We start from the raw sequence: 25,935 nt of genomic DNA, 5'->3' as shown, positions 1-25,935 counted from the left end.
ACCTTGGCAGATCTATTCACAGCGAAACCAAGGGCACCCCTGGCCGAACTGCTACGACCGAAGTCTCTCGACGAGTTTGTTGGGCAGCAGCACCTGCTGGGGCCGGGGAAGCCTTTGCGTCTTGCCTTTGAAGCAAGAAGTCTGCACTCCTTCATCATGTGGGGGCCCCCGGGCGTCGGTAAGACCACCCTGGGGCGCCTCGCAGCGATGGTGACTGACAGTCACTTCATTGCGATCTCCGCCGTACTCGCCGGGGTAAAGGACATCAGGCAGGCCATTGATGATGCGCGGGCCGAACTCGACGTACGCGGTCGCTCCACGGTACTTTTCGTCGACGAAATTCACCGGTTCAACAAGGCCCAGCAGGATGCGCTGCTACCTCACGTTGAATCAGGGCTACTCACGCTGGTGGGCGGCACCACAGAGCATCCAGGACTGGCCGTTAACTCGGCGCTGCTTTCGCGCGCGCAGGTGTACACACTTGAGCCTCTGTCTGACGCAGATCTTGAGAAGCTCTACGAACGCGCCAGACCTCACTTGCGAGGCGTTGACCTCTCCGATCCCGCATTGCAGCTGCTGAAGGGCTTCGCTGATGGTGATGGCCGCAGATTCCTGAATCTTCTCGAGCAGGTCTCAACTGCGGCCTCTGAGAAGCGGGTGGAAGAGGTGGATCTTGAGTTTGCCAAGCGCTCCACCAGCCCGTCACTGCGTCGATTCGATAAGGGTGGGGACGAGTTCTATTGGCAGCTCTCCGCGTTTCACAAATCACTGCGTGGCTCTGATCCCGACGCCTCCCTCTACTGGCTAGCGCGCATTCTGGATGGGGGCGGGGACGTGAGCCAGGTCACACGTCGAATGATTGTTATGGCAAGCGAAGATATCGGAAATGCTGATCCGGGCGCTCTGCACTTGGCCATCCACGCTGCGCAGGCGTATGAGCGACTTGGCTCTCCTGAAGGTGAAATTGTCTTGGCCCAGGCTGCGACCTATCTGGCGCTCTCCCCCAAGTCGAATGCGTCCTATGCGGCTTGGGATCTAGCAAGGGCCTTCGTCAAGGAGCACGGATCATTACCAGTTCCCATGCATCTTCGGAATGCTCCAGCGAAGCTTATGAGGCAGATGGGGTATCGACAAGCATATCGCTACGCGCATCATGAGCCAGACGGCTACGCAGCTGGACAGACGTACCTGCCGGAGGGTGTGGAGAGGCCGAACTGGTATCGGCCCACTGATCGGGGAGCTGAGCGCGCCTTGGCTGAGAGACAGGCATGGCAGCGAGCCTTGGATGAAGAGGCATCGCAAACCGAAGCCGATCCCTCTTCGGGCCAGTGATCCAGCTGAACTTAACGTCTACAACCTACAGAGACATGCACATGCCAAACGCCACATTCGGTGAAGCTTCCTGCAGTGTCGCAGCAAGCGGCCTTGTAGAGGTGCGCGGTGCGCGTGAGAACAACCTTAGAGACGTTGATGTCTCAATTCCTCGCAACGCACTGGTCGTCTTTTCCGGTGTATCCGGTTCCGGGAAGTCATCTCTTGCATTCGGGACAATCTATGCGGAAGCTCAAAGGAGGTACTTTGAGTCCGTTGCTCCCTATGCTCGACGCCTAATCGATCAAGCAGGCGTCCCTGATGTTGACTCCATCGATGGACTCCCGCCAGCGGTAGCACTGCAGCAGCAGCGTGGTGCCAGCAATGCGCGATCTTCGGTGGGTAGCGTCACCACGCTATCCAGCCTCATTCGTATGATGTATTCCCGCGCGGGAGCATATCCGGCTGATCAGCCTATGCTCTATGCCGAGGACTTCTCACCCAATACTCCCCAGGGCGCATGCGCGACCTGCCATGGCCTTGGCCATGTGTACGAGGTGACAGAGGCCCTCATGGTGCCGGATCCAAAGCTGAGCATCCGTGAGCGTGCCATTGCTTCGTGGCCACCTGCATGGCACGGGCAGAACCTTCGCGACATTCTGGTGACGCTGGGCTACGACATTGATAGACCTTGGAAGGACCTTCCCAAGAAGGACCGCGATTGGATTCTGTTTACCGAGGAGTCGCCCACTGTGCCGGTCTATGCTGGGTTCACGCCAGCGGAGACGCGTGCGGCCCTGAAGCGTAAGACTGAGCCAAGCTACATGGGAACCTTCACTGGCGCCCGTAGGTATGTCCTGCACACGTTTGCTAACACGCAAAGTGCCCTGATGAGGCGCCGCGTATCGCGATACATGGAGGGAAAGCTTTGTCCCACCTGCCATGGCAAGCGCCTTAAGGCAGAGTCGCTGTCAGTGACATTTGCGGGTGTGGACATTGGTCAATTCATGCAGATGCCTCTTGACCAACTGGCGTCCCTGCTCGAGCCCATTTCTCGAGGAGACTTCAGTGCTCATGCTGGCGGGGGGAAGGCGAACAAGGAGGCCACCCGTCGTGATCGCGCCGATAGGGCGGCCAGTGGGCGGGCGGTCCACGCGGTGTCTCCTGACGTCCGCCGCACCTCAGCGCTGTCGGAGGAGAAGCGCCTGGCCGCGCAGCGCCTCGCTAGTGGAGTGATGAGCCGAATCAGTCAGTTGCGTGGCCTTGGGCTTGGTTATCTAACTTTGGATCGCGCTACGCCGACATTGTCCGCTGGCGAGTTGCAGCGATTGAGACTCGCCACGCAGTTGAGCTCGCTGCTCTTTGGCGTGGTGTACGTGTTGGACGAGCCGTCGGCAGGCCTTCATCCCTCCGACAGCCAGGCTCTCTATGACGCCTTGGACCGCCTCCGCGACGGTGGTAATTCCGTATTTGTTGTGGAGCACGATCTGGAGCTGATGCGCCGTGCCCAGTGGTTGGTGGATGTTGGGCCTGAGGCGGGAGAGCGGGGCGGCAAAGTGCTCTACAGTGGAGAGCCGGATGGTCTTCGTGACATCGACGAGTCACGTACCGCGTTGTACCTCTTTGACAAGGTCCCGCCCCCTAGTGGCCAAGAGCGTCAAGCGAGTGGTTGGCTGGAACTTCAGGGCATCCAGCGTCACAACCTGAAGCGCATTGATGCAAAGATACCTTTGGGCATCCTCACCGCGGTGACCGGGATTTCGGGATCGGGCAAGTCCAGCCTCGTCGCCCAGGCGTTGCCGGAGCTGATGATGCTTCAACTTGGGCACGAGCCTGAGGACGACGCGGTGGAAACGGGGGCAGCAGACGGGCCAACCGTCATCGAGACGACAGGGGGACACCTCGGCGGAGATGTCGATGCTATTCAGCGTCTCGTCCAGGTTGATCAGAAGCCAATCGGACGGACGCCGCGATCGAATCTCGCGACTTACACCGGCCTTTTCGATCATGTTCGAAAGCTTTTTGCCGCAACACCAGATGCGCGGCGTCGACGTTACGACGCAGGTCGATTCTCCTTCAACGTGGCCAAGGGACGTTGTGAGACGTGCGAAGGGGAGGGATTCGTGAGCGTCGAGCTGCTGTTTATGCCTAGCGTCTATGCACCGTGCCCAACGTGCCACGGTGCGCGATACAACGAGGCTACGCTGAAGGTGCTTTGGAACGGTAAGAACATTGCAGACGTTCTGCGGATGACTGTGGAGGATGCACGTGAATTCTTTGGCGATGAGGACGCGATCGCTCGCCCACTTCAGTTGCTGAAGGAGATCGGCCTTGGATACCTTCGACTGGGCCAGCCGGCTACCGAGCTATCGGGTGGTGAAGCGCAGCGAATCAAGCTGGCCACAGAGCTTCAACGGAGCCAGCGCGGGCGGACACTGTATGTCCTGGATGAACCTACTACGGGCCTCCATGCCTCGGACGCGGATAGGCTGCTTGTGCAGCTCCAGCGGCTCGTTGATTCCGGCAATACGGTGGTCATGATCGAGCACGACATGCGTGCCGTTGCTCAGGCGGATTGGGTAATCGACGTGGGTCCAGGTGCCGGTGACGCGGGCGGGCAGATCGTGGCGGCAGGAACTCCAAAACAGGTCGCTCGCGTGAAGAGAAGCCGTACCGCCCCCTTCTTGGCTGAGGAACTCGCCCGCGCGGGTTGACCCGACGCTCTTTTGGCCACCATGAGCGTCCCTGGCGCTCATGGTGGCCAGATCCCGTATCAGAGAGCGGCCAAGCGACTCGGCGTTAGCGCTTCCCTGCTTTGGATGGCGTTAGGGCCGAGGTGGGGGAGGGCGTCATCTGCATAAGGCTCGGTAGTGCTCCGACGGCGGAATGGAGTGCATCGAAAACTACTCTGACGCGAGGTGAGACTGGGCCGCGTTGTGGCCGATAGACGTACAAGCCCCACGGGGCAGGATCGAATTCTTCCATCACACGCTGCAGAACACCTGACTGAATGAGTGGGGCAGCCATGTAATCAGCAAGTTGGGCAAACCCCAAGCCCGCAATGACCCCTGCCATCTCCATGTCGGCATTGTCTGCAATGAAGGCCGGTGCTGTCGGCGCCACCTGTACGCCTCCAGCCAGGTACCAGGGCCAGGGCCTGCCTGTATTGATGTCCACCGACGCAACCAGTGGAAACCGCGAGAGCTCGCTAGTCTCCGCTGGTGCTCCGATTCTCTCTACAAGTGCGGGGGAGCCAACGATGTGCAGTCGCATCTCTCCTGCCTTCTTCGCAATGAATCTGCTATCACGCATGAAGCCGACGCGGATTCCGACATCGATCCCTTCATCGACAGCGTCTGCAACCCGATCGCTTAAGCGAACGTCCAAGACAATTCCCGGGTGACTTTGGGTCACTGTATCCAAGGCGGCAAGAACTGCCCTGGAGCCCATGCTGTGAGGGGCACTAATTCGGACTGTGCCCACAATCTGTGAGGCCGTCGCCTTGGTTCGCGGGCGCCACAGCTTGTCTAAGCCCTCAAGCGCCGGCCGCAGCTGATGTAAGAGATCCTCCCCAAAGGCCGTGATGCGAACCTGGCGTGTGCTTCGGTGGAACAACAGCTCCCCGTAATGACTTTCAAGGGCCTGTATCGCTCGGGTGATGGCCTGAGGAGAGCTTCCCAGTCGAACAGCGGCCTCACGAAAGCTCGGCGCCTCAGCCGCGGCCCTAAACGTCTTTAGAAGATCCAGCTCGCTGTTCATCTCAAGGCCCCCGTGGTCGTTGGGCTCATATTATTCCATTTTAGGGAATTATGAAATCCCATCAATTCCATATACAACAATTCTTCAGGTCTCCAGAATTCCTCCACACCCTCACCTGACCGGAGAACCTGATGAGCAAGTTCAACTACATCGAAGAGTACTACCAGGCATTCAACCGCGGTGATCGCGACGCGATGCTCTCGATGCTCACTGATGACGTTGTGCACGATCTAAATCAGGGGAATCGCGAAGTAGGGATCGACGCATTCCGCGCGTTCCTGAGCCGCATGGATTCCTGCTACAGCGAGCAGCTTCACGACATCGTGGTGATGTACAGCAGCGATGGTGCGCGTGCCGGCGCGGAGTACGTGGTGCACGGACTCTACCACCACACGGACGAAGGTCTCCCTGCAGCGGCAGGGCAGATCTATGTTCTTCCCGGTGGCGCGTTCTTTGACATCCGTGATGGAAAGATTGCGCGCGTTACCAACTACTACAACCTGGAGGACTGGATTTCCCAGGTCCACAAGGCGCCCTGAAATGGCTACCAACGTGCGAGTAGAGGTACTGGTCGGCACCGAAATCGAGGACTGGCTCGATCGCGTCGCTCAGCTGCGGATCGAGATATTCAGTAGCTATCCCTACCTGTACGAAGGAGACATGGACTATGAGCGTCACTACCTCCGCAACTATGCGACGTCTGACGGGGGCATCGTTGTCCTGGCCAGGGATGGAAGGGACGTTGTAGGTGCATCGACTGGCCTTCCTTTGTTGAGCGCCGATGCCGCTTTCATTCGTCCCTTCCAGGAGCACGGTCCCCGGCCAGAAGAAGTCTTCTACTGCGGGGAGTCCGTACTGAGGCCGGAGTACAGAGGAGCTGGCTTGGGCCACGTCTTCTTTGATCGAAGAGAGGAGCAAGCCCGACGAAAGGGCTTCAAGTGGTCTTCTTTCGCGTCGGTGGTTCGGTCGGAGACTGATCCGCTTAGGCCACCTGGATATCGAAGCAATGAAGGCTTCTGGACTCGCCGTGGGTATGCACAACAGAGCGCGATGAAGGTCGCTCTTCCCTGGCGGCAGCATGGGGCCACGCACGAAACCGAGCAGACACTTTCACTTTGGCTCCGTTCCTTGGAGGACGTTACATGAAGATTGCAGCAGCTAAGTACGTGATCGGTCGTCCGAAGACCTTTGCCGAGTTCGCTGCGCGCCAGCGCCGAATTCTGAATGACGCAAGGGAACAAGGAGTTGAGCTTGCAGTACTTCCGGAATACCTGTCGCTGGAACTGGGTTCGACTCTTCCAGAAGCTCTTCAGCTTAGCCTGAGGTCCACCCTGGAGTCGCTCCAGATCTATCAGAGCGCATGGTGTGAGCTCTATAGCACCTTGGCTGTCGAACTGGGAATGACCATCCAGGCAGGAACGTTCCTCACCGCAACATCCCATGGGATGTATCGCAACCGTGCCTGGTGGTTCACAGCTGATGGTCGCAGCGGATGGCAGGACAAGCTTCAGCTTACTGGCTTCGAGAAGCAGGCAGTTGTCATCGAGCCTGGCGATCGCATCGCGGCGTTTGAGCAGGACGGAAAGCGTGTCGGGATTGCGGTTTGCTATGACAGCGAATTTCCGCTTCCTGTTCGCCTCCAGCAGGAGGCAGGGGTGCGCTTGCTGTTGGTGCCAAGTTGCACCGACACCGACGCCGGTGCCACCCGTGTCGATGTTGGGTGCCGAGCGCGAGCGCTTGAGAATCGGATGTTTGTGGCAAAGGCGGTCACCGCCGGCGTCGCCGACTGGAGTGAAGCGCTTGATATCAACACCGGTGAAGCAATGATCCTCTCACCGATGGACCATGGCTTCCCCAGTGACGGCGTGCTCGCAGCGACCTCCGACGATCAGGAGTGGGCGATTGCTGACATTGACTTCGCAGCGCTCGAAGCAAGCCGTGCACGAGCGCAGGTAGCCGTCGACAAGGATTGGGATGGTCAGCTCCGCTTCCATTCCGTTGAGGTCCTGAACTAACCAACGTCTAGATGCCTGAGCCATGAAGTGCTCGTGGGCGTCGCTGGCAACTCAAATACCTGGGGAATCAAAATGCATCGTATTGTCATTGTTGGTGGTGGGGCCGGAGGGCTGGAGCTGGCTACGCAGCTGGGCCGGAAGCTCGGGCGCTCAGGGCGAGCAAAAGTCACTCTTGTCGATGCTCGGATGACGCATCTGTGGAAGCCACTTCTTCACGAGGTTGCCTCAGGCGCGTTGGATGCCGCAGAAAGTGAGCTCAACTATCTCGCCCAGGCTAGCTGGAATCACTTCCAGTTTCAGTTGGGGCGGATGACGGGTTTGGATCAGAAGTCCAGAAAGATCGAGCTTGCCCCACTGTACGATGAGGAGGGCAACGTTATTGCGCCCCGTCGCTCGATCTCCTACGACACCCTGGTGATCAGCGTGGGTAGCGGAACGAACGACTTTGGAACTCCCGGTGCAGCGGATCATTGCCTGTTCCTGGACGATCCCGATGCCGCCATTGCTTTCCAGAAGCGGCTGCTGAGCGAGTACATGGGCGCGCAAGCGCGTGGCAAGTCAGAAACACTGGAGGTTGCGATCGTCGGCGCCGGTGCCACCGGTGTCGAGCTGGCTGCCGAGTTGCGTGATGCTGCGAGGCAATTTAGCGCTTATGGGCTGGACAAGATCTCTCCCGAGAATCTGAAGATCACGCTTATCGAGGCTGGTCCGCGAGTGCTGCCAGCTCTGCCAGAGCGCGTGAGCCTGCCGGTAGCCGAGCGACTTGTACATGAAGGCGTTCGTGTCATGTGTGGCTCGGCTGTCACCCTGGTGGATGAAGAGGGCCTGCAACTCGCCAATGGCATCAAGGTTGCTGCGAGGCTGAAGGTATGGGCGGCGGGCATCCGTGCTCCCGTCTTCCTTGCATCCCTCGGGAACCTCAAGACCAATCGCATCAACCAGCTCGAGGTATCTGAAACGCTGCAGACAACGCAGGATCCGAACATCTTCGCATTCGGGGATTGTGCAGCCTGCCCGAATGGACACAGCGGTACAAACGTGCCTCCAAGGGCACAGGCCGCTCATCAGCAGGCTCACTTCCTTGCGCTGGCAATTGCCCGCCGTATCGAGGGGCGCCCGCTGCCCAGCTTCACCTATCGGGACTATGGATCGCTGGTGTCCCTGTCGAGGGAGGGCGCCGTTGGCACGCTGATGGGCAACCTCATGGGGTCATTCAAGGTCGAGGGCTGGCTGGCCAGGATGTTCTACATCTCACTGTATCGCATGCATCAGAGGAGCCTGTTCGGTACACGCCGGGTGGTTGCTCGCATGCTGGCAGACGCATTGGGACGGAGTACGGAGCCTCGCCTCAAGTTGCATTGATGCGGGCGAGCTGGGGGGCGGAGCTGTGAGTTAATAATTCCATGGATAGGAATTATGAAATCCAATCTATTCCATATACAGCAATCCATCGAAGTCCAATACTTGGTCCCAACAGCTCGCCAAGAAGAATGCTGTAGGCGCATTCGACCTGATTGAAACGCGTTCTAGAGCCGGCGCCAGGGGCGGCGCGCCCGATGTTCCACTGATCAAGCTCGCCCCAAAGACCGTTGTCGCACTTATCTCGTTACACCCAAGGAGAACTCACATGAAATCCCGTGCAGCCGTTGCATTCGGTCCCGGTCAACCGCTCGAGATCGTCGAAATCGATGTTGCTCCGCCGAAGAAGGGCGAAGTACTGGTGAAGATCACCAGCACCGGTGTCTGCCATACCGACGCATTCACCCTGTCGGGCAATGACCCTGAAGGCCTGTTCCCGGTGGTGCTGGGCCATGAAGGCGCCGGCATCGTTGTCGAAGTGGGCGAGGGCGTGACCAGTGTGAAGCCCGGCGATCACGTCATCCCGCTGTACACCGCAGAATGCGGTGAGTGTCTGTTCTGCAAGAGCGGCAAGACCAACCTGTGCGTTGCCGTACGCGCCACCCAGGGTAAGGGCGTGATGCCTGATGGCACCAGCCGCTTCAGCTACAACGGCCAGCCGCTGTATCACTACATGGGCTGCTCGACCTTCAGCGAGTACACCGTCGTGGCCGAAGTCTCTCTGGCCAAGATCAATCCGGAAGCGAATCCGGAGCACGTCTGCCTGCTCGGTTGCGGTGTCACCACTGGCATTGGTGCGGTGCACAACACGGCCAAGGTGCAGGAAGGTGACAGCGTGGCCGTGTTCGGCCTCGGTGGCATCGGCCTGGCGGTGATCCAGGGTGCTCGTCAGGCGAAGGCTGGTCGCATCATCGCAGTGGACACCAACCCGTCCAAGTTCGAGTTGGCCAAGCAGTTCGGCGCAACCGAATTCGTGAACCCGAAGGATTACGACCGTCCGGTTCAAGAAGTCATCGTTGAGATGACCGGCTGGGGCGTCGATCACAGCTTCGAGTGCATCGGCAACGTCAATGTGATGCGTTCTGCGCTGGAGTGTGCACACCGCGGCTGGGGCCAGAGCGTTGTCATCGGTGTGGCCGGTGCTGGTCAGGAGATCTCCACCCGTCCGTTCCAGCTCGTGACCGGTCGTCGCTGGATTGGCAGTGCCTTCGGTGGTGTGAAGGGCCGTAGCCAGCTGCCTGGCATGGTCGAAGACGCCATGCGGGGTGAGATCGATCTGGCTCCGTTCGTGACCCATACGATGGGCCTGGAAGCAATCAACGAAGCCTTCGAACTCATGCACGAAGGCAAGTCCATTCGTACTGTCATCAACTACTGATGCACCGCAGCACCGGGCAACCGGTGCTGCACTTCCAACAATAGGAGTTTAAGTCCATGCAACACCAAACTATCCATCCCTCGGTCGATTCCGGCGTCGTTGCCGGAACCGCCGGCTTCAAGGGCGGCACGCTGAAGTGCCTGTGCTCTGACAAGCCGGTTGAGATCTCCGTCGCAAGCAATGTGGCCCACAACCACGCCTGTGGTTGCACCAAGTGCTGGAAGCCGGAAGGCGCCATCTTCTCCGTGGTCGGTGTCGTTCCCCGCGATACCGTTTCGATCACGGCGAACGCCGACAAGCTGGCGATTGTCGATCCGGCTGCGACCATCCAGCGCCACGCGTGCAAGGACTGCGGTGTCCACATGTTTGGCCGCATCGAGAACAAGTCCCATGCCTTCTACGGCCTGGATTTCATTCACGTTGAACTGTCCGAACAGAAGGGCTGGGAAGAACCGCGCTTCGCCGCATTCGTGTCTTCGATCATCGAAGGCGGCGGCGCAAGGCCGGAACAGATGGACGGCGTCCGTAGCCGCCTGAAGGCTCTGTCCCTGGAGCCGTACGACGTGTTGAACCCGCCGCTCATGGATGCGCTGTCCGCGCATGCTGCACGACTCAGCGGCGTTCTCTCCTAAGTAGTGTAAATGCCGCCCCTTGCATGCAAGGGGCGGTATTTCCTGACAGTACGCCACCGGCGTATACATTTTCGCTCAGAGCCTGGAGTCTTCGACCATGTCCTTGCTTCCCCCCAACGCAATGCACGAGCGGACTCTGCAGGGCGTACAGAGCACCGGCAACGCACGGGCAATTACGAAGGCCGCGACTCTCACTGCGGTCATGATGTCCGTCGAAATTGCTGGAGGATGGGCCTTCAACTCGATGGCTCTTCTCGCAGATGGCTGGCACATGAGCTCTCACGTGCTGGTGCTCCTGTTCGCACTTTCTATCGCTTGGTACGCTGAGCGGAATCAGAGCCGCCCAGAGCGCGCGGCTCGGGTGCTAGCGGTTGAGCTCATCGCGGCGAGCGTAAGCGCGATGATCATGCTTTGGATTGCCGCTTCGATGGCCTATGAATCGACGGAGCGTCTCCATGCGCCAGAGGCTGTTCAGTACTCAGAAGCGCTTGCCATCGCCGTTGCGGGTTTGATTACAAATATATTCTCAGCGCGGTGGCTACATTCTGCCTACCATCGCGAAGGTGCTGCGGTTGATCACTGCCACGTTCCGCATGAGCGCCATGCTGACGAGAAGGGGCCCGGTGCGCGCAGGAGTCCCAATCTTCGTGCGGCCTATCTTCACGTCGCTACGGACACCGCTGTAACGGCACTCGCAATTACTGCACTTGTCGTGGGAATGATCTGGGACGTGACATGGCTGGACTCAATCACAGGCCTCATCGGCGCGTCGGTTGTCGCAGTCTGGGCCATTAGATTGCTTCGTAGCTCCATTTCGGCGTGGACAGGTCGGCGTAAGTAGCTAGTGCGGTGGTGCCTCCGTGCTCAGCACGGAGGCTAGCCCTGCGATTGGGAGCCTTCCACAAAACTCGCTGCGACCGGAGTCATTCCTGGACGCATCTGGCGAGCCCGCCGAGCGCATATGCCCCACCTCACATGATGCGGAGTTGCTGGCGGGGTGGCCATTCTCTCAGTCAGAGATCAACAAACTGACTGTGATTCTGAAACGTCCATCTTGAGCGGCTGACGTTGCTTCGCAGCGAGGTGACGTGCCCTTCAGTCTAGGTCAGCACCTGGGGCGCCGGCTGTTGCGGCACTTAGGGAGGGCCTGGACGATCTCTTGCTCAGGCGAACGTCTTGGCGAGCCCAAGAGCGCTAGATACTGCTGCAGGGATGCGCCGCCTTTGAAAGCAATTGGCGTGCGGCCGGCTGATGGCCTGGTGTATGGCTCAAACCCCTTCCTCCGGGTCTACTGCGACAGCGCATTAGATCTTCAATTGAACCTCACATTGAGTCAAATGGCAGCAAGCCCATGAAAAGACTGGCGCTTAGTCGGTTGTCTGTGATGGCGGCACTCGTGTTCCTGGCCGCTGCCCGAGCCCCGGTGGCCCAGGCGGCCGAACAATGTGGCCCGGACGCGATGCGCGACCACCCGCCGCAGATCAGCTTCCGCGTCGACAACGACCTGTTCGGTGGCCGCCACCAAGACCAGGGCTATACCAACGGCGCGCAGCTGACCCTGGTCTCGCCGAACCTGGTCGACTACACCGCCGACCCGTGCCTGCCGCGCATGGCGCGCTGGGTGAACCAGTACCTGGAAGGCCTGCACCCCGGCAGGTTCGAGCAGCAGAACATGATCTTCAGCATCGGCCAGGCCATCTTCACCCCCACCGACCCGACCCGCCGCGACCTGATCGAGGATGACCGGCCGTATGCCGGCGTGCTGCTGGCCAGCTTCGGCTTCAACGCACGCAGCGGCGACCGCCTGCAGACCATCCAGCTGGCCGTGGGCGTGGTCGGGCCCTGGGCCCAGGGCAGGCAGGTGCAGAACGCCGTGCACGACGCGCTGGGGGACGAGAAGTTCAAGGGTTGGGACAACCAGCTGCACAACGAGCCGGTGTTCATGCTGACCCACGAGCGCATGCGCCGCTGGCCTGCCGATGCCAGCGTCAATGCCAGTGGTTGGGGCTGGGATGCGATCAGCCACTATGGTGGTGCGATCGGCAACCTGGAAACCAAGGCCAATGCCGGTGGCGAAGTGCGCTTCGGCTGGAAGCTGCCGGACGATTTCGGCAGCACTCCGCTGCGCCCGGCCGGCGAGAACACCGCGCCCACCCGTGGCGGCCGCCTCAGCGCCTGGTCCTGGCACCTGTTTGCGACCACCGACGCGGCATGGGTGATCCGCGACATCACCCTGGATGGCAACACCTTCCGCAACAGCCACAGCGTGGACAAGCGCCACGTGGTCGCCCAAGGCGGCTACGGCATCGCGGTGATGCGCGGGCGCTGGAAATTCGCAATGGCGCGTTACCACAGCACCCGCGAGTTCTATGGCCAGCGCCAGTCGCCGGTGTTCGGAAGCTTCACTATTAGCCGCTCGCTATAGTGGATGGCGACGATCGCGGGTGTTCGACCATGCAATGTCCTTGAGTGCAGTACCTCGCAGAGCGACTACAGAAGTAACGGGGGAGTGCATGATGGAGAGTACTGAATGATACTAATCACTAAGCTCGTCGTAGTCATCGTCGCGCTTGCCGCTGGGATCAAGGTGATTGATTGCTGTGTCGTGTGGGCAGCGCGACGAAGGCTGGAGAAACTTCAGAAGCTAAAGGCGCCGGCCCCATCGAGATCTCCTTTACCCGATGCCCTGGTGGTCTACTACTCTCGCTCTGGGCACACCGCCTTAGCCTCTAGTTATCTGGCGGACCAGTTACACGCCGATCTGCGTGCTGTCGAAGCATTTGACTACTCATTAGGCTTGGCCGGGTGGGTGAATGCTATGGCTGATGGGGGGCTTGATGACGCGTGGATAAATCCCGCGTGGATGGATCTAGCTCCCTATGACGCTATCTATTTGGGAACACCCATCTGGCGTGGTTGCCCAGCGCCGCCGGCTTGGGAGTTTGTTAGGAGCAACATGTTCCCTGGGAAAAAGGTCGTACTAGTCACTACATCCAGAGGATCATGGAAGCAGTCAGCTATTGAGCTCCTTGGGCGAGAGATAGTTCGACGAGGTGCGCGATCATTCGAGCATCGGCCTTTGGCGCGCAAGCGTGCCTGGTTCAGAAGATCGGACCCAGATGATCTCAGAATTACGGATCTGATGTGACCGACCAACCATGAATGCCCCCGGCCAGTGCTGCGTTTAGTCGGCACCCCTCGCTTTGGCCAGCGCTATGCCAATCGCCGCGTCAACCCTTGCTGCACGCTCGTCAACTGCCCAGGGCCGTCCCGAGAGTTTCGTGAGGTGGTTTCATTCGCGATTGTCGAGCCGTCCGTTAGACAACGAGCCTCTCGGTTTCCGAGTACAAGTCTTGGCAGTCGCGGTACTCATGATATTAGTCAATCAGAGTGGCGAACTCGGTCCTCGACCTGTGCCTGCATCGCCTGCAGTTCCTCGGTCGTGGGCAGCCGGAAGGGCTTACTGATTGCGTCGATGTCGCTGAGTTCAGGGGCGTGAGCTAACGCGCGTCGAATGTCGAAACTGGCCGATTTGCCCTGTTCAACCCGCTGAATGGCGCGCACATTCAGTCCTGCTATCACAGCCAGTTGCTCCTGTGACCAGCGGCGCTGCTCACGGAGCTGGCGGATGCAGACGCCAACTTCTGTGGCTGTCAGCAAGCGAGGAGGGGACGTAGTGGTCATGGGGCTGTTTCTCCGATGGGGTAGGGTCCTAGCCTAGGAAGGCATTAGACCAGACAACACGACAGCTACCCGCCGGGCGCACCACATAAGTCAATTCCCTAAGGAACATAGGACACAAGCTTGCTCCACCGTAGCTGACTTGGAAATGCATCCATGATGTTCGACATCAACGGGTACTGAGTAGGCTGCATGATCGCGGCAGCGACAGGTGGTTGCTTCGCCATGGCGACGTGACCGTGCTCCCTCAGAACGGACGCCATGAAGCAACTTAAGGCAACGACCATGAGCCCGGAAGTATGGGTGTTGGGGGATTGGCACCCGACAGACCAGCCGGTGGATTGTAGAGGCCTTGGGTAGGCCGCGGTGGATTGACTGGCTCGCTCTCGGGGGAGTGCGGATCGGCAGCCTTTTCCGTCTTAAGGGTGCCCATGAAGCTCTCTGCAACTGCATTGGGCCAGCATTTGCGAAGCGGCTCATGCTTTGGACCAATCCGCAGGACTGCAGAAGCTGGAGAAGCTCATTGCCCCAATCCTGCCCGCCGCGATCCGAAAAGGGAATCAATGCAGGCAGTCGCGAACGGAGGGCCCAGGCGTTGGCAAAGCTACGAGTACCAGTTCCCGGTCATTTGCTCGGAGACAGCGCAGCCCCGCAACTGCAGGGCCCGGACATTGATGACCACGGCCAGATTGCAGCCGTCGGCAAGTTCAGTGCTGAGCTTCGTTGTGTTGGTGGCCGTCGTTGTGGACATATTGGGCACCCCGGTACGGAGAAGGGCGCAGCTAAGCCGGGGTAGTTGGGAAGCGTCCTCGCGCACTTGCTGGTGCGCCGCGGTTCGATCCGGGGCGAAGGAGCGGAGAGCGCGAGAAGGGTGAGGTGAATCCGGATGCTAGTGCGAACGATTTGCATTTGGTATTATTTAACGCGAAATTAACGCCGCCGCAGCTGCCGCCTAGGGCGCACTTCCTACCGTAGGCCCTCCAATGTCCAAGATCACCCTTACCTCCCGAGTGCCCATGCGCACCCTGTTGTCCACTTCCGTTGCCCTGATGCTGGCGTTGCCGCTGGTGGGGCACGCTGAAGATTCATCACCGCAGACACCCGATGGCAGTGCCACCACGCTGGATGCCGTGCGGGTCAACGCTTATCGAACGACCACCCACACCTCCGGCGCGACCAAGACCGATACCCCTGTTGCCGAAATGGCCAAATCGGTTTCGGTCATTGCCCGCGAGGAGCTCGACGCCCGCGGCGTGCAGAACCTCAACGAGGCAATGCGCTACGTGGCCGGCGTTGTCCTGGAAAGCGGCGGCATCGACAACCGGGTCGACGACTTCCGCATCCGTGGCTTCGATGCCGGCAGCTGGAGCAACAACGTCACCATCGACGGCATGCGGGCGCCGCAGGGTGGCCAGTGGAACCGGACCATGGTGGACAGCTGGAACCTGGAGCGCGTCGAGGTGCTGAAGGGGCCGTCGGCCGTGATGTATGGCCAGGTGGCTCCGGGTGGCATGGTCAACCAAGTCAGCAAGACCCCGACCCCCGACCAGCAGCAGGTGCTGCAGTTGGGCCTGGACGGGAACGGTCAGTACAGCAGCGCGTTCGATGTGGGCGCAGCGTCGGACGACAAGCGCCATCTGGGTCGTCTGGTGGGCCTGTATCGCGACGGTGATACGCAGATCAAGCACACCCAGCAGGAGCATTGGTTCCTGGCTCCCAGCTATACCTTCCAGATCGCCGAGCGCACCCGTCTGACGGTGTTGGGCCTCTATCAGCGCGACGACGGCGGCTCGACCTACCAGTTCCTGCCGATGGACGGAACGCTCAAGGCCACCCCCTATGGGCGCATGAAGAACAGGACCTTCATTGGCGAACCGAACTGGAACACCTACGACCGCACGATCTGGACGGCCGGCTGGCTGTTCGAGCATGCCTTCAATGAGAACTGGACCCTGAGCCAGGGCGCTCGCCACACCAACGTTGAATCGACCTTCCGCACCGTAGTGACCAATGGCGGCCTGAACCCGGACGGACGCACCCAGAAGCGGCGCGCCACCTGGGGCGAGGGCGACTCCCAAGGCGACACGATCGACACCCGCATTACCGGCAAGTTCCAGACCGGCTCGGCCGAACACACGCTGCTGGTGGGTGTGGACTGGCAGAAGGCCGATTGGGATGCGGCGCGCGGTGCGATGCGTGATCCGGCGCCGATCGACATCTTCAATCCCATCTACACCGGCTATGTTCCGGTCACCAACAGCATCAGTTATTCCGGTGGCGTGAACCGCCAGACCGGCGCCTATCTGCAGGACCAGATCGCGCTGGACAAGTGGCGCTTCACCGTGGGTGGCCGTTATGACTGGACCAAGGACGATACCTGGACGCAGTCGTACACCGTCGCCACGGACCGCTACGGCGCACGCACGCCCAGCCGCATCAAGAACGAAGCCTTCAGCGGCAACGCGGGCATCCTGTTCGTGGCTGACAACGGCCTGACCCCGTATCTGAGCTACGCCGAGTCGTTCCAGCCGGCCGGCAGCACGGCTACCCAGTCCTTCGACCGGGCGCCCTTCGACCCGATCACCGGCAAGCAGTGGGAAGTGGGCGTGAAATATCAGCCGTCTGGATTCGATGGCCTGATCACGCTTTCGGCCTACGATCTGCGCCAGCAGAACATCCTGACCAACGATCCGGATCCTAGCCACAACACCTGTGGCACCACCGGGTCCAGCCAGTGCCAGGTGCAGGATGGCGAAGGTCGCGTGCGCGGCGTTGAACTGGAAGGCCGCATCACCCCGCTGGATGGATTCAGCGTGATCGGCGCCGCATCCTGGATGGACTCGGAAGTCACCAAGAGCAACAACGGCTATCAGGGCAAGCAGTTGGCGATGGTCCCGGACTGGACTGCCGCGCTGTGGGGCGACTACACCTTCCAGGGCGGGGCACTCGCAGGCCTGAGCCTTGCCGCAGGCGTCCGCTATAACGGCGAAAGCTACGGTGACAGCGCCAACGTCTACCTGATTCCGTCCTACACGATGTGGGATGCGGCCATCCGTTACGACGTGGGCGCGATCGGAAGCGTCGGCACGCAGTTCGCGCTCAACGTCAGCAACCTGACCGACAAGCGTTTCGTGACCACGTGCAGCGGTGTCTCCTCGTGCTTCTTCGGCACGGGACGTACCGTCACGGCCACCGCCCGGTTCACCTGGTAACCCTTCTGCCCCGTGACCGGCCAGCCAGGTCACGGGGCTTTCGTATGAGACTTCCACAATGTCAGTCGTGATAGCGTTGCTGGCTTCAGCCACGGGTGTGGCTGGGGCATGGCTGTTCTATCTGGCGTCACCGAAGCAGCAGTGGCGGCGCGCCGGACCTTGGCCTGTCCGCGGGAAATGGATTCCCGGCAGCACCTTGTCGCTGGTCTCGCTGGCGTTGTTCCTGTCTTTGATGGGAAGCGGTGCGGCCTTCTTCACCTGGTTGACGATCCTGATGCTGGTCTGGTCGGCCGCGCCCTTCCTGGGTGTCTGGCGCGCACGAAAGCGTGGAGGTGCCCATGGCCAGCCCTGACAAGCTGCAGAGCCGGCACTGGTTCGGAAAGACCTGCGCCGGCGTACTGCTGGGCTTCGGGCTCTCCCTGGCCTTGTCCGGCCTCTTTGCCTGGTTCGGGCCCGGCGGCATTGATGGCGGCGGTGGCAAAGCCCAGTTCAACATGTGGCTGGTTGCGCTGCTGTGGGCACCCATCCTGTCATTCGTTTTCCTTTTCCGTAGCAGCGCACGCGCCTGGCTGTGGCTGGGCGCTGCCAACGCTGTGGCCTTTGGCGCGCTCTGGCTGGCGCGAAGCCATCTGGGCTGAGACCTCACATGAAAATCCGCAACGACATCATCAAGGTCTACAAGGACGTGCACATCTGGGTCGGCATCCTTGCTGGCCTGATGCTGTTCGTTGCCTTCTATGCCGGCTCGATCACCATGTTCGAGAAGCCGCTGGAGCGATGGGCCACACCGCCTTCAACACTGTCTGCACCCGTGCCGATGGCACGCGCGCCGGACCTGTTGGTGGCCGTGCTGAAGGCGCACCCCGAGGCGGCGAAGAACTACAGCGTGATGGTGCAGACCTCGCCGGAGGCACCTGCCCGGGTGATCTGGCGAGTACGTGGCGACAAGCCGCGGCAGTTCACCGAATTTGGCGCAAGCTTCGACGCGAAGGGGCGGCTTCAGGTGGAGCAGCTGCGCAAGGCGCCCGTGGCGCAGCTTGTTGATACGCTGCACCAGTTTGTCGGCCTGCCGTTCCCGGATGCGGTTTCGCGCCCCATCATGGGCATCATTGCGCTGATGTATGCCGTGGCATTGATCTCCGGCGTCATCGTGCTGCTGCCAACGCTGGTGAAAGACTTCTTCGCCGTAAGGGTAGGCAGGAACATCAAGCGCATGTGGCTGGATGTGCACAACGCGCTGGGCATTGTCAGCCTGCCGTTCCACCTGATCATGGCTGTGACCTGCGTGGTATTCGCGTTCCACGATCAGATCTACGACATCCAGGACAAGGTGGTTTACCCCAACGGCATCCAATGGGGCGAGGAGCATGACGCCGGGCCCGCTCCGGGCGCCCAGCCTCTGCCTGCGCCGGCACTGCTGGAAAAGGTAGAGGCACAGCTGCCAGGTTTCGAGGTCTACAGCCTGGGCTTCCAGCAGAAGGGCAGTGTGGTCGAGGGGCGGGTCACCGGCCTGGATATCCGCTACGGCACCCGCGCCCGCACCTACATGAGCACTCATCTGGATCCTTACACCGGCGAGGTGGATGCGCATGATCTCCCCGGCCACATGGGCGGTTGGGATACGGCGGTCAATGCCTTCTTCATGCTTCACTTCGGCAGCTTTGGCGGAAACCCAGTGCGCTGGATGTACCTGCTGCTTGGGCTTGGCGGCGCGATCGTGTTCTACACCGGCAACCTGCTATGGATCGAGTCACGGCGCAAGAAGCAGCGCGATGCCAACCTGCCGGAGCAGAAGCGATCCACCCGGGTGCTGGGATCTCTGACCATCGGAGTGTCCCTAGGCTGTGTCATCGGCGTCTCGGCAACACTGGCCGCTACCAAGTGGCTCCCTGGGCTGGTTGCCAATGTCCCGGCATGGCACGAAGGCATCTACTATGTGGCCTTCCTGCTGGCAGTGGCCTGGGCATTCCTGCGTGGGGCCGCGCGCTCCGCTTATGAGCTGCTGTACGTTGGCGCGATAGTGACGGCACTGATCCCGGTCGGCAGCCTTGCGGCTTTGGCCGGCGTCCCCGGCACCTGGAACCATTCAAGTGCGGGGGTGGCGGTGGACGCGACCGCGTTTGTCGCTGCTGCCATTCTCTGGCAACTGGCGAGGCAATCCAGGAAGCGCGCAAAGGTCGGCCACAAGGACAGCGTTTGGGCCATCGAAGGGAATTCGCCCTAGGGCAGGGCGCGATCAAGTGACCGAGGATTAGATCGGCCTTCGGAACTATCTCCGAGGAGGGCAGGGTCGTTCTGCGGCCGCGTCAATCTGCTCAGCAACGAACTTGAGGCCTTGGCGTAGTCCATCGAGGTAGTCGTTGGTCGCTTCTCTACGCTCGTCGGCATGGCTCTCCACGACCATCGGAATCAGTTGCGCCCACGCGGCGCGCAAGGCCGCGGGATTGGAAGCGCTGGAGACAACCGCCCGCATGGCGCATTCCAATGCCCTGGTTCGGCCATCGGACTTTGCAATACGGCGCTCGCACTCCCTTACACGCAGCTCCAGCACCAGGAACGCGTCTTCCCCTCGCTTGAACATGGCTCCACTCCCCGTGGCGGGGGCCGACAGGCCCCTGTCACGATTGTCGCGCCAGACGATGGAAAATGTGAACCACGTCTCGTTCAGCTTCGGGGGTGACGGATATCTGATGGACAGGCAATCAGGCGGGCGTTGCTGATTGCTTGGCGCTTACCGCAGACGGGGCAGGACAACACGGTTCCCCCTTTGACATGCTCCATCTCTTGCTCGTTCCACACGCCGGCTGCCCCGCAGGCAGTGCAGGTGGCTTCAATCTGCAGGGCACGGGCCAAGCCACCCTCTGCGCCAAGCCTATAGGTGAGATCAGTGATCTTGAATATGCCGGTGTGACTCATCGGGGCATCGAAGTAGGTCTATTGCGGAAAGATACGGCTAAGGAGATATCGGGAACGTGGGCGTGATGTTGAGGCGCCGTAGCGCCGCCGCCTACTCGCTGCCCTGTGAGCTGAATTCCTCAAGCCTGGCACGACTGACCGACTGGTGGTTCCCGCAGCCAGGGCAGTCGAGAGCTGCAGCACCATTGAGGTCAACCAGTCCATGCCCGGGGGTCGCTCTGAACTGCCGTGAGCATTTCAAGCAGGAGCAATCAATGCGGGTTACCTGAAGCAAGGTGCCATCTGCACGGGTCACTCCTTCGACGCTTGTTACATAGAACTGTCCGATGTCGCGCATGAAGATGAACGAAGTCCTGAACGTGGGGCGCCCATAATGCGGCTTGCTCGGGCGTTAGGTTCGTTGATGGGAGCAGCAGATTCTGAAGAGTTAAGAATGCGCATCCCGGCCCCTACTTGTGCCGAGTGGTAGAGTGTGAATAGGTGCCGATGTGGCCCTCTTTCAAGGCAAAGACCATGCCCATTCGGGCCGTTGTATACGCAAGCGAAGCAGTTGAAGGTCTTTCGATTGATCAGCTGGAAGCGCTCGTAGCCGATGCTGCGAGGTTCAACAAAGTTGCAGGCGTGACGGGAGTTCTGCTGTACGACGGAGCTAGATTCGTGCAGTACTTTGAAGGCCCGGAAGATGGGGTCGCCAGCGTCTATGAGCGCGTGCTGCAATCGACGAGCCACACGGGCGTCGTAGAACTGGCGAGAGGCCGCGTATCTACGAGGCAGTTCCCCTACTGGTCAATGCATCGGCTTCCCGCCGATCAGCTGCTCGTGGGCAAGCTGGCAAGGGCCGATTGGTCGCGCTTCAAGAAGAGTGAGCCTGAGGAAATTGCTGGATCGGTGTGGGGAATTGATGTGCTGGCCGCAGCTGTAGCCCCCTACGTGCAGGCCGCATAGGTTCGACTCAGATCCGATCTCGACGATGCCCTTTCGGGGCGTCAACAGCGATGGGTGTGAACACCATCAACCGTTCGGTTGCACTGAGTGGGGAAGGCTCGTGCATGTAACAGTGGTCTTTCGTCTTGCTGCGCCATTCCTCGGCGCGGGTACATAGTGGAACAGGAGCCATTCACGGGTCAGTGAATGGCTCGTCGCCATTGTGTGATTTGGCCAGGACAGCGGCGGCTTCAGCCGGGACAGGCATGCCGTATAGCCATCCTTGGCCTACTGCAGAAGGCGCGATCTGCTGCAGCAATGCATCCTGCTCTGCAGTCTCCACTCCTTCCACGATCACCTCCAGGCCGAGCTGGCGAGCGATCTGGTATATGCCCGGCAACACCGGGCGCAAGGGTGATTCCTCGGTGATGGCCGATACGAACATGCGGTCAATCTTGATACCGATGAAGGGGGACTGGGCAAAGTGTGAGAAGTTGGAGCTGCCAGTTCCGAAGTCATCAATGAGGAATCGGAATCCCAATGCTGCCAACGCTGCCATGTGTGCGGTTACGCCAGGGCAGACCAGTTCCTCACGTTCGGTGATCTCGATCCTGACCTGATCCGGTAGAACACCGGCCTGCTGCGTGACGCTTACGACGAAACGAACAGTGTCCTCCGAAGCCATGTCAACGGGCTCAGCGTTTATGCTCAGGTATGGTGCATTCTCGCCGGCGAGGGCCGGTGCCATCTCTCTCAGCGCCTTCGACAGTACGTACCGGAAAAGATCTGAACTCAGGCCAAGTTGGCGGGCCATTGGTACGAAGATGCCAGGAGATATTTCGCCTTCGCCAACTGGGCTCCAGCGGCTTAGCACTTCGAACCCGACAAGGTGCCTATCCACAACGGTGTATAGAGGCTGATACACCAACTCGATCTCGTTTCGGCGCATGGCAAGGCTGAAGCGCTGCTGGAGCGTCTGCCTTGCGGTCCTGTTTCGACGAATTAGGAGGTACGAGAAGGTAATGCCAAGCGCGGCACCTATGCCGATGATGGTGTAGAGCAGAGAGGGGGCAAGGTCCCAGATGCCCCGCCGGGGCCGTGATACGAATGCACAGACGTTTGCCTTGTTGCTGCATCGGCTCAGCCGTATGCGGGATGATGTGGCTTCACTGGCGTCCGCTGCAGGCTCCACACTCCGGAACACATAGGAGCGATCACGCGTTTCGACAGTGAATGTGCTGGTTCTCGCCGGGTCCAAGCCATCGAAGGACGAGGGCGATGACACCGTGAATGTCCGGCCCTGGGCGATCAGGTTGGTGCCTCCGTAAGGCGAGCCAACGAGATCGGACGTATTCCATAGCTTGGTATCGCCCGATGAATAGTGCGGCGCAGGAAGCTTGAACGGAACGATCCTTCCCCAAAGCGCACTGCACAGCAGGTGATCATCCTGGATCCGGCCCACGTCACTCATATAACTGGAATCGAAAGCGACTTCCTTGAGTGCTCGAATGTCGGCGTCGGAACACAACGCGAAGGTAGACCTTAGCGCCGCGTCTGAAGCGACCCTTCTTGCCTGCGAGACAGTCTCTGCCCGGACCACGACGGCTTCAGCAATGGTCTCTGTGGACTCGCTGTCCTCCACGTAAAGAACGGCCTGGGCGACGATCAGCATCGCTAGCATGGACAGAGCTACAGGCCCTAGAATTGTCAACAGGAATCGAGTGCGGTTGCTGGTGGCGGTCAATCGGCTCCCCCTTGAACGGAACTGCCTCCGGCGCTGAATCAGAATCGCATTGCTGCTTAAGATGTATCGGCACTCTGTCACAGAACTGCAGAGATGCTTTGAAGAGCGCGGGGGCATGTATCGCTTACGAGGGCATCCCGCCGCAGTGGCCCGGGTAGAGCCGAGCCATAATCTGCCAAACATCGCGCGAGTCGCTTGCCATGGACAGCAGCGCTGTCATCAGCAGTAGAGAGCCAGTTGCCGGAGCGGGGAGGGGTAAGAAGACCAGGAAGCCTTACAGTATTGTCATGGCAAATCCTATGGCGACTCTCCAGCCAAAGGTGTCCACTTTGATGTTGCGGCGCACACAGAAGAGCACGGCCCAGCTAGTCCCATCCGGCTATAGGTCGCCAGCGCAACTCGACGCACACTTCCCCCCGTAGAGGCCGACGGGAGGGCGTGATATGAGTCTGCATGCGGGGAAGCTGCGCGGGCTGGCAGTGCTTCTGATCCTGCTGAATCCATTGCTTGCCGGCGCGGTGCCAGCGGCGCCGCCTGCACTGGCACCCGAGGTGGTTCCGCTGTGGCCGCAGGACCACTGGCAGCAACGCGCGCGTGGACCGGAACGGACCGGCGTCGAAGGCAGCGCGAAGGGCGCGGTCTCGGGAATCAGCGACGCGCGCATGGAGATCTACCGACCGCTGAAACCGAACGGAACAGCCGTGGTGATCTTCGGCGGCGGGGGTTACTTCCGCATCCAGATCGGCAGCGCCGCCAAGCCGACCGCGCAGTGGCTGCAATCGCTGGGTGTCACCGCAGCCGTGGTGTACTACCGGCTGCCTGCCGATGGATGGGCACCGGTTTCGCCGTTCCAGGATGGCCAGCGCGCCATGCGGCTGCTGCGCGCGCAGGCCGCAAGCCTGCGGGTTGATCCGGAGCGCATCGGCGCATTGGGCTTTTCCGCCGGCGGCAATCTCGCCGGGATCGTTGCCACGCGCTTCGATGCGCCGTTGTATCCGCCGGTGGATGCAGCCGACCAGCTGTCCGCGCGTCCGGACTTCCTTGGCATGATCTATCCGGTCGTTTCAATGCGCGCGCCGCTGGACCACACCCGGTCGAAGCGGGAACTGGCCAGCCAAGGCGACGCGCAGCAGGCCTATTCGGTCGAACAACACGTCCGCAAGGACATGCCGCCGGTGTTCCTGGCCCAGGCCGTGGACGATCGCACCGTCGATGTCGGCCACAGCGTGGCGATGTACCAGGCCACGCATGCGGCAGGCATTCCGGTGGAGCTGCATCTGTTCGAAGCCGGAGGCCATAGCTGGGGGCTGGGCAAGCCCGGAACATTGGTGGCGCAGTGGCCGCGGCTTTTTGCCAACTGGGCGCGCAGCCACGGCTACCTCGGGCCGCCGCTTGCGCGGCTGCAGCCGCACGATGCCAGCGCGATACCCGCCGCTGCAGCTCAGCTTGACGATGATGGCGCGGGCGACTGAGCCGCGCACCGTATTTCATTCGGGAGAACTGCATGAATTCACTGAATCGTGCCGCGCTTGGCGCGGCTGCCGGCGGCTGCCTGTTGCTGGCCTCCCCCTCTGTGCTGGCCGCGGCTGGCGATACCGAAGCCGGATTGCGTGCGCAGGTGCAGCAGCAGGCAAAGCAACTGCGCGAGCAGGCATCACTGCTGGAGCAGCTGAGCGCACGCCTGGCTGCACTGGAGGGGACCGCTCAAAGTACCGGCGCGGCACCCAGCAGCGGTGCGGGCGTCGATGCGCAGCTGGCTGCGGCCATCGCTGACACCCGCCAGGACGACATGGCCATTCTGCAGGCACAGGTGGCACAGCTCGCCGCAACCGGTGGAGGAGGGGGTGGCAATGTGCGCTGGCGCAAGGGCGGCCCTGAGTTCCGCAGCAGTGATGGCCAGTTCACCTTCCACCCCCGCGGCCGGGTGATGGTCGATTTCAGCAGTACCCACGGATCCGCGTTCGACGCACGCAACATCACCGGCACCGACCTGGCCAGCGGCCGCCTCGGTGCCGAAGGCCGGATGGGACCGCTGGGTTACAAGATCGATGCGGACTTTGCGGGCAACGATGTCTCGCTGAAGGACACCTATCTGTCCTGGGACACGCGGGTGAGTGGCCTGCCAACGGAAATCTACGTGGGCAACAAGCTCAAGGACCGTGGCCTCGATGGCAGCACCAGCGGCGTCAATACGCCTTTCATGCAGCGCAATGCGGTGGCGTCGGTCGGAGCCCAGCAGAGCGGGTACTACGGGCTGGGCGTCACCACGAAGGTGATCGGTGATGGCTGGCACGCCAGTGTGGCGGTGACCGGCGACGATATCGGCAATGACAGCACGGCCAGCGACACCGTTGCGTATCTGCTGCGCGCACACTGGAACCCACTACGCGGGCAGGCAGGCTTCGTGCATCTGGGGGGCTGGTACTGGTACGAGAATCTCGGCCAGGACGTGGGCAGCATCAACAAGACCTCTCCGATCGCGCTGGGCTGGAACGGCAACGTGCGCGTGTCGGCCAGCTCCATCGCCAACGTCACCGACAACCGCGCCTGGGGGCTGGAGCTGGGCGGAGTGTATGGTCCGGTCTGGGCCTTCGCCGAACAAACCACCCGCACCATCGAGTCACGTACGGTCGACTCGGTCGACCAGCGGGCGACATCGATCTACGCAGGCTGGCTGATCACCGGCGAGCGCCCCGGATTCAGCAGCCGCTCCGGGGTATGGGGCACCACACGGGTATTGCGCCCGGTGCAGGAAGGTGGCGTTGGCGCCTTCGAGCTGGCTGCGCGTTATGACCGCTACGACTTTCTCGATGCGGCCCGGGGCGGCGAGGGCACCGCATGGACGCTCGGGGTGAACTGGTACCTCAACAACTGGTCGCGCCTGATGCTGAACTATGTTCACTGGAAGACCGACAACAAGGTCGGCAACGCCCAGGGGCCTGATTCCGGCAATACCATGGGCGTGCGAGCGCAGGTTTCGTTCTGATGTGGATGGGTCAGCAGG

21 protein-coding genes are annotated in these 25,935 nt (G+C 60.8%); 18 read left to right on the top strand and 3 right to left on the bottom strand.

The window, feature by feature from the left end:
• The first annotated feature begins 3 nt into the window (after nt 1-3).
• Both ACZK13_RS10465 and ACZK13_RS10460 read left to right on the top strand, forming a co-directional pair.
• Nucleotides 4-1,332 (top strand): replication-associated recombination protein A, encoded by a 1,329-nt coding sequence (locus tag ACZK13_RS10465; protein ID WP_005413341.1) that lies wholly within the window; start codon nt 4-6, stop codon nt 1,330-1,332.
• 41 nt (nt 1,333-1,373) lie between these two features.
• Complete coding sequence (locus tag ACZK13_RS10460; protein ID WP_032967168.1) at nt 1,374-4,025, top strand: excinuclease ABC subunit UvrA; 2,652 nt, start codon at nt 1,374-1,376, stop codon at nt 4,023-4,025.
• 85 nt (nt 4,026-4,110) lie between these two features.
• Here the strand turns inward: ACZK13_RS10460 and ACZK13_RS10455 are convergent, their stop codons facing one another.
• On the bottom strand, nt 4,111-5,070 hold the full coding sequence (locus tag ACZK13_RS10455) for a LysR family transcriptional regulator (protein ID WP_032966742.1): 960 nt from the start codon (nt 5,068-5,070) through the stop codon (nt 4,111-4,113).
• A gap of 131 nt (nt 5,071-5,201) precedes the next feature.
• Between ACZK13_RS10455 and ACZK13_RS10450 the strand changes: the two genes are divergently transcribed.
• The 9 genes from ACZK13_RS10450 (at nt 5,202) to ACZK13_RS10410 (ending at nt 13,602) form a co-directional block, all read left to right on the top strand.
• Nucleotides 5,202-5,609, top strand: coding sequence for a ketosteroid isomerase-related protein (locus tag ACZK13_RS10450; RefSeq protein WP_005413338.1), 408 nt, complete (start codon nt 5,202-5,204; stop codon nt 5,607-5,609).
• Nucleotide 5,610: 1 nt separating this feature from the next.
• Nucleotides 5,611-6,216 (top strand): GNAT family N-acetyltransferase, encoded by a 606-nt coding sequence (locus tag ACZK13_RS10445; RefSeq protein WP_017354477.1) that lies wholly within the window; start codon nt 5,611-5,613, stop codon nt 6,214-6,216.
• Entirely contained in the window at nt 6,213-7,085 is an 873-nt protein-coding gene (locus tag ACZK13_RS10440; RefSeq protein ID WP_005413337.1) for a carbon-nitrogen hydrolase family protein, read from the top strand. The genes ACZK13_RS10445 and ACZK13_RS10440 overlap by 4 nt, the downstream gene beginning before the upstream one ends.
• A 72-nt stretch (nt 7,086-7,157) precedes the next feature.
• Nucleotides 7,158-8,447 carry an NAD(P)/FAD-dependent oxidoreductase gene (locus ACZK13_RS10435; RefSeq protein WP_032966740.1) on the top strand — a complete coding sequence of 430 codons (1,290 nt, stop codon included), beginning with the start codon at nt 7,158-7,160 and terminating at the stop codon, nt 8,445-8,447.
• A gap of 265 nt (nt 8,448-8,712) precedes the next feature.
• Nucleotides 8,713-9,822 carry an S-(hydroxymethyl)glutathione dehydrogenase/class III alcohol dehydrogenase gene (locus ACZK13_RS10430; protein ID WP_005413335.1) on the top strand — a complete coding sequence of 370 codons (1,110 nt, stop codon included), beginning with the start codon at nt 8,713-8,715 and terminating at the stop codon, nt 9,820-9,822.
• Between the two features lie 56 nt (nt 9,823-9,878).
• Nucleotides 9,879-10,454: an S-(hydroxymethyl)glutathione synthase gene (gene gfa, locus ACZK13_RS10425; protein ID WP_005413334.1), complete on the top strand. Its 576-nt coding sequence runs from the start codon at nt 9,879-9,881 to the stop codon at nt 10,452-10,454.
• Nucleotides 10,455-10,551: 97 nt separating this feature from the next.
• Nucleotides 10,552-11,295 carry a cation diffusion facilitator family transporter gene (locus tag ACZK13_RS10420; RefSeq protein ID WP_050557869.1) on the top strand — a complete coding sequence of 248 codons (744 nt, stop codon included), beginning with the start codon at nt 10,552-10,554 and terminating at the stop codon, nt 11,293-11,295.
• 543 nt (nt 11,296-11,838) lie between these two features.
• Nucleotides 11,839-12,879 carry a lipid A deacylase LpxR family protein gene (locus tag ACZK13_RS10415; RefSeq protein ID WP_162292552.1) on the top strand — a complete coding sequence of 347 codons (1,041 nt, stop codon included), beginning with the start codon at nt 11,839-11,841 and terminating at the stop codon, nt 12,877-12,879.
• 105 nt (nt 12,880-12,984) lie between these two features.
• The gene (locus tag ACZK13_RS10410) at nt 12,985-13,602 is read left to right on the top strand and encodes a flavodoxin family protein (protein WP_080101811.1); all 618 of its coding nucleotides are present in this window, start codon (nt 12,985-12,987) and stop codon (nt 13,600-13,602) included.
• A 233-nt stretch (nt 13,603-13,835) separates the two neighbouring features.
• Here ACZK13_RS10410 and ACZK13_RS10405 read toward each other — a convergent pair whose 3' ends face one another.
• Nucleotides 13,836-14,138 carry a helix-turn-helix domain-containing protein gene (locus tag ACZK13_RS10405; RefSeq protein WP_080101810.1) on the bottom strand — a complete coding sequence of 101 codons (303 nt, stop codon included), beginning with the start codon at nt 14,136-14,138 and terminating at the stop codon, nt 13,836-13,838.
• Nucleotides 14,139-15,151: 1,013 nt separating this feature from the next.
• On the opposite strand from ACZK13_RS10405, the gene ACZK13_RS10400 reads away from it, so the two are divergent.
• The 5 genes from ACZK13_RS10400 (at nt 15,152) to ACZK13_RS10380 (ending at nt 21,208) form a co-directional block, all read left to right on the top strand.
• Nucleotides 15,152-17,347: a TonB-dependent siderophore receptor gene (locus ACZK13_RS10400; protein WP_005413331.1), complete on the top strand. Its 2,196-nt coding sequence runs from the start codon at nt 15,152-15,154 to the stop codon at nt 17,345-17,347.
• A 67-nt stretch (nt 17,348-17,414) separates the two neighbouring features.
• Nucleotides 17,415-17,699: a hypothetical protein gene (locus tag ACZK13_RS10395; RefSeq protein WP_262238437.1), complete on the top strand. Its 285-nt coding sequence runs from the start codon at nt 17,415-17,417 to the stop codon at nt 17,697-17,699.
• Complete coding sequence (locus tag ACZK13_RS10390; protein WP_005413329.1) at nt 17,686-17,985, top strand: hypothetical protein; 300 nt, start codon at nt 17,686-17,688, stop codon at nt 17,983-17,985. The genes ACZK13_RS10395 and ACZK13_RS10390 overlap by 14 nt, the downstream gene beginning before the upstream one ends.
• Before the next feature lie 8 nt (nt 17,986-17,993).
• The gene (locus tag ACZK13_RS10385) at nt 17,994-19,571 is read left to right on the top strand and encodes a PepSY-associated TM helix domain-containing protein (RefSeq protein WP_005413328.1); all 1,578 of its coding nucleotides are present in this window, start codon (nt 17,994-17,996) and stop codon (nt 19,569-19,571) included.
• Nucleotides 19,572-20,776: 1,205 nt separating this feature from the next.
• A complete protein-coding gene (locus tag ACZK13_RS10380; RefSeq protein WP_032966734.1) occupies nt 20,777-21,208 on the top strand; it encodes a BLUF domain-containing protein in 432 nt (143 codons plus the stop codon).
• A gap of 172 nt (nt 21,209-21,380) precedes the next feature.
• Here ACZK13_RS10380 and ACZK13_RS10375 read toward each other — a convergent pair whose 3' ends face one another.
• A complete protein-coding gene (locus ACZK13_RS10375; protein ID WP_232418984.1) occupies nt 21,381-22,868 on the bottom strand; it encodes an EAL domain-containing protein in 1,488 nt (495 codons plus the stop codon).
• A gap of 506 nt (nt 22,869-23,374) precedes the next feature.
• On the opposite strand from ACZK13_RS10375, the gene ACZK13_RS10370 reads away from it, so the two are divergent.
• Nucleotides 23,375-24,403, top strand: a complete 1,029-nt coding sequence (locus ACZK13_RS10370; protein ID WP_005413325.1) for an alpha/beta hydrolase — start codon at nt 23,375-23,377, stop codon at nt 24,401-24,403.
• A 32-nt stretch (nt 24,404-24,435) separates the two neighbouring features.
• Complete coding sequence (locus ACZK13_RS10365; RefSeq protein WP_005413324.1) at nt 24,436-25,917, top strand: porin; 1,482 nt, start codon at nt 24,436-24,438, stop codon at nt 25,915-25,917.
• The last annotated feature ends 18 nt before the right edge of the window (nt 25,918-25,935 follow it).

This window comes from Stenotrophomonas sp. 99219_Sma (assembly GCF_056480785.1).
The sequence above is the reverse complement of the archived record's forward strand: the minus strand, read 5'-3'. Positions and strand labels throughout refer to the sequence as shown.

Bases quoted from the DNA above. Each gene is read 5' to 3' on its own strand.
- ACZK13_RS10460 (WP_032967168.1), top strand. From the start codon at position 1,374: ATGCCAAACGCCACATTCGGTGAAGCTTCCTGCAGTGTCGCAGCAAGC.
- ACZK13_RS10435 (WP_032966740.1), top strand. From the start codon at position 7,158: ATGCATCGTATTGTCATTGTTGGTGGTGGGGCCGGAGGGCTGGAGCTG.
- ACZK13_RS10410 (WP_080101811.1), top strand. From the start codon at position 12,985: ATGATACTAATCACTAAGCTCGTCGTAGTCATCGTCGCGCTTGCCGCT.
- gfa (WP_005413334.1), top strand. From the start codon at position 9,879: ATGCAACACCAAACTATCCATCCCTCGGTCGATTCCGGCGTCGTTGCC.
- ACZK13_RS10440 (WP_005413337.1), top strand. From the start codon at position 6,213: ATGAAGATTGCAGCAGCTAAGTACGTGATCGGTCGTCCGAAGACCTTT.
- ACZK13_RS10380 (WP_032966734.1), top strand. From the start codon at position 20,777: ATGCCCATTCGGGCCGTTGTATACGCAAGCGAAGCAGTTGAAGGTCTT.
- ACZK13_RS10370 (WP_005413325.1), top strand. From the start codon at position 23,375: ATGAGTCTGCATGCGGGGAAGCTGCGCGGGCTGGCAGTGCTTCTGATC.
- ACZK13_RS10405 (WP_080101810.1), bottom strand. From the start codon at position 14,138: ATGACCACTACGTCCCCTCCTCGCTTGCTGACAGCCACAGAAGTTGGC.
- ACZK13_RS10420 (WP_050557869.1), top strand. From the start codon at position 10,552: ATGTCCTTGCTTCCCCCCAACGCAATGCACGAGCGGACTCTGCAGGGC.
- ACZK13_RS10455 (WP_032966742.1), bottom strand. From the start codon at position 5,070: ATGAACAGCGAGCTGGATCTTCTAAAGACGTTTAGGGCCGCGGCTGAG.
- ACZK13_RS10450 (WP_005413338.1), top strand. From the start codon at position 5,202: ATGAGCAAGTTCAACTACATCGAAGAGTACTACCAGGCATTCAACCGC.
- ACZK13_RS10430 (WP_005413335.1), top strand. From the start codon at position 8,713: ATGAAATCCCGTGCAGCCGTTGCATTCGGTCCCGGTCAACCGCTCGAG.
- ACZK13_RS10415 (WP_162292552.1), top strand. From the start codon at position 11,839: ATGGCGGCACTCGTGTTCCTGGCCGCTGCCCGAGCCCCGGTGGCCCAG.
- ACZK13_RS10375 (WP_232418984.1), bottom strand. From the start codon at position 22,868: ATGCTAGCGATGCTGATCGTCGCCCAGGCCGTTCTTTACGTGGAGGAC.
- ACZK13_RS10400 (WP_005413331.1), top strand. From the start codon at position 15,152: ATGCGCACCCTGTTGTCCACTTCCGTTGCCCTGATGCTGGCGTTGCCG.
- ACZK13_RS10390 (WP_005413329.1), top strand. From the start codon at position 17,686: ATGGCCAGCCCTGACAAGCTGCAGAGCCGGCACTGGTTCGGAAAGACC.
- ACZK13_RS10385 (WP_005413328.1), top strand. From the start codon at position 17,994: ATGAAAATCCGCAACGACATCATCAAGGTCTACAAGGACGTGCACATC.
- ACZK13_RS10445 (WP_017354477.1), top strand. From the start codon at position 5,611: ATGGCTACCAACGTGCGAGTAGAGGTACTGGTCGGCACCGAAATCGAG.
- ACZK13_RS10365 (WP_005413324.1), top strand. From the start codon at position 24,436: ATGAATTCACTGAATCGTGCCGCGCTTGGCGCGGCTGCCGGCGGCTGC.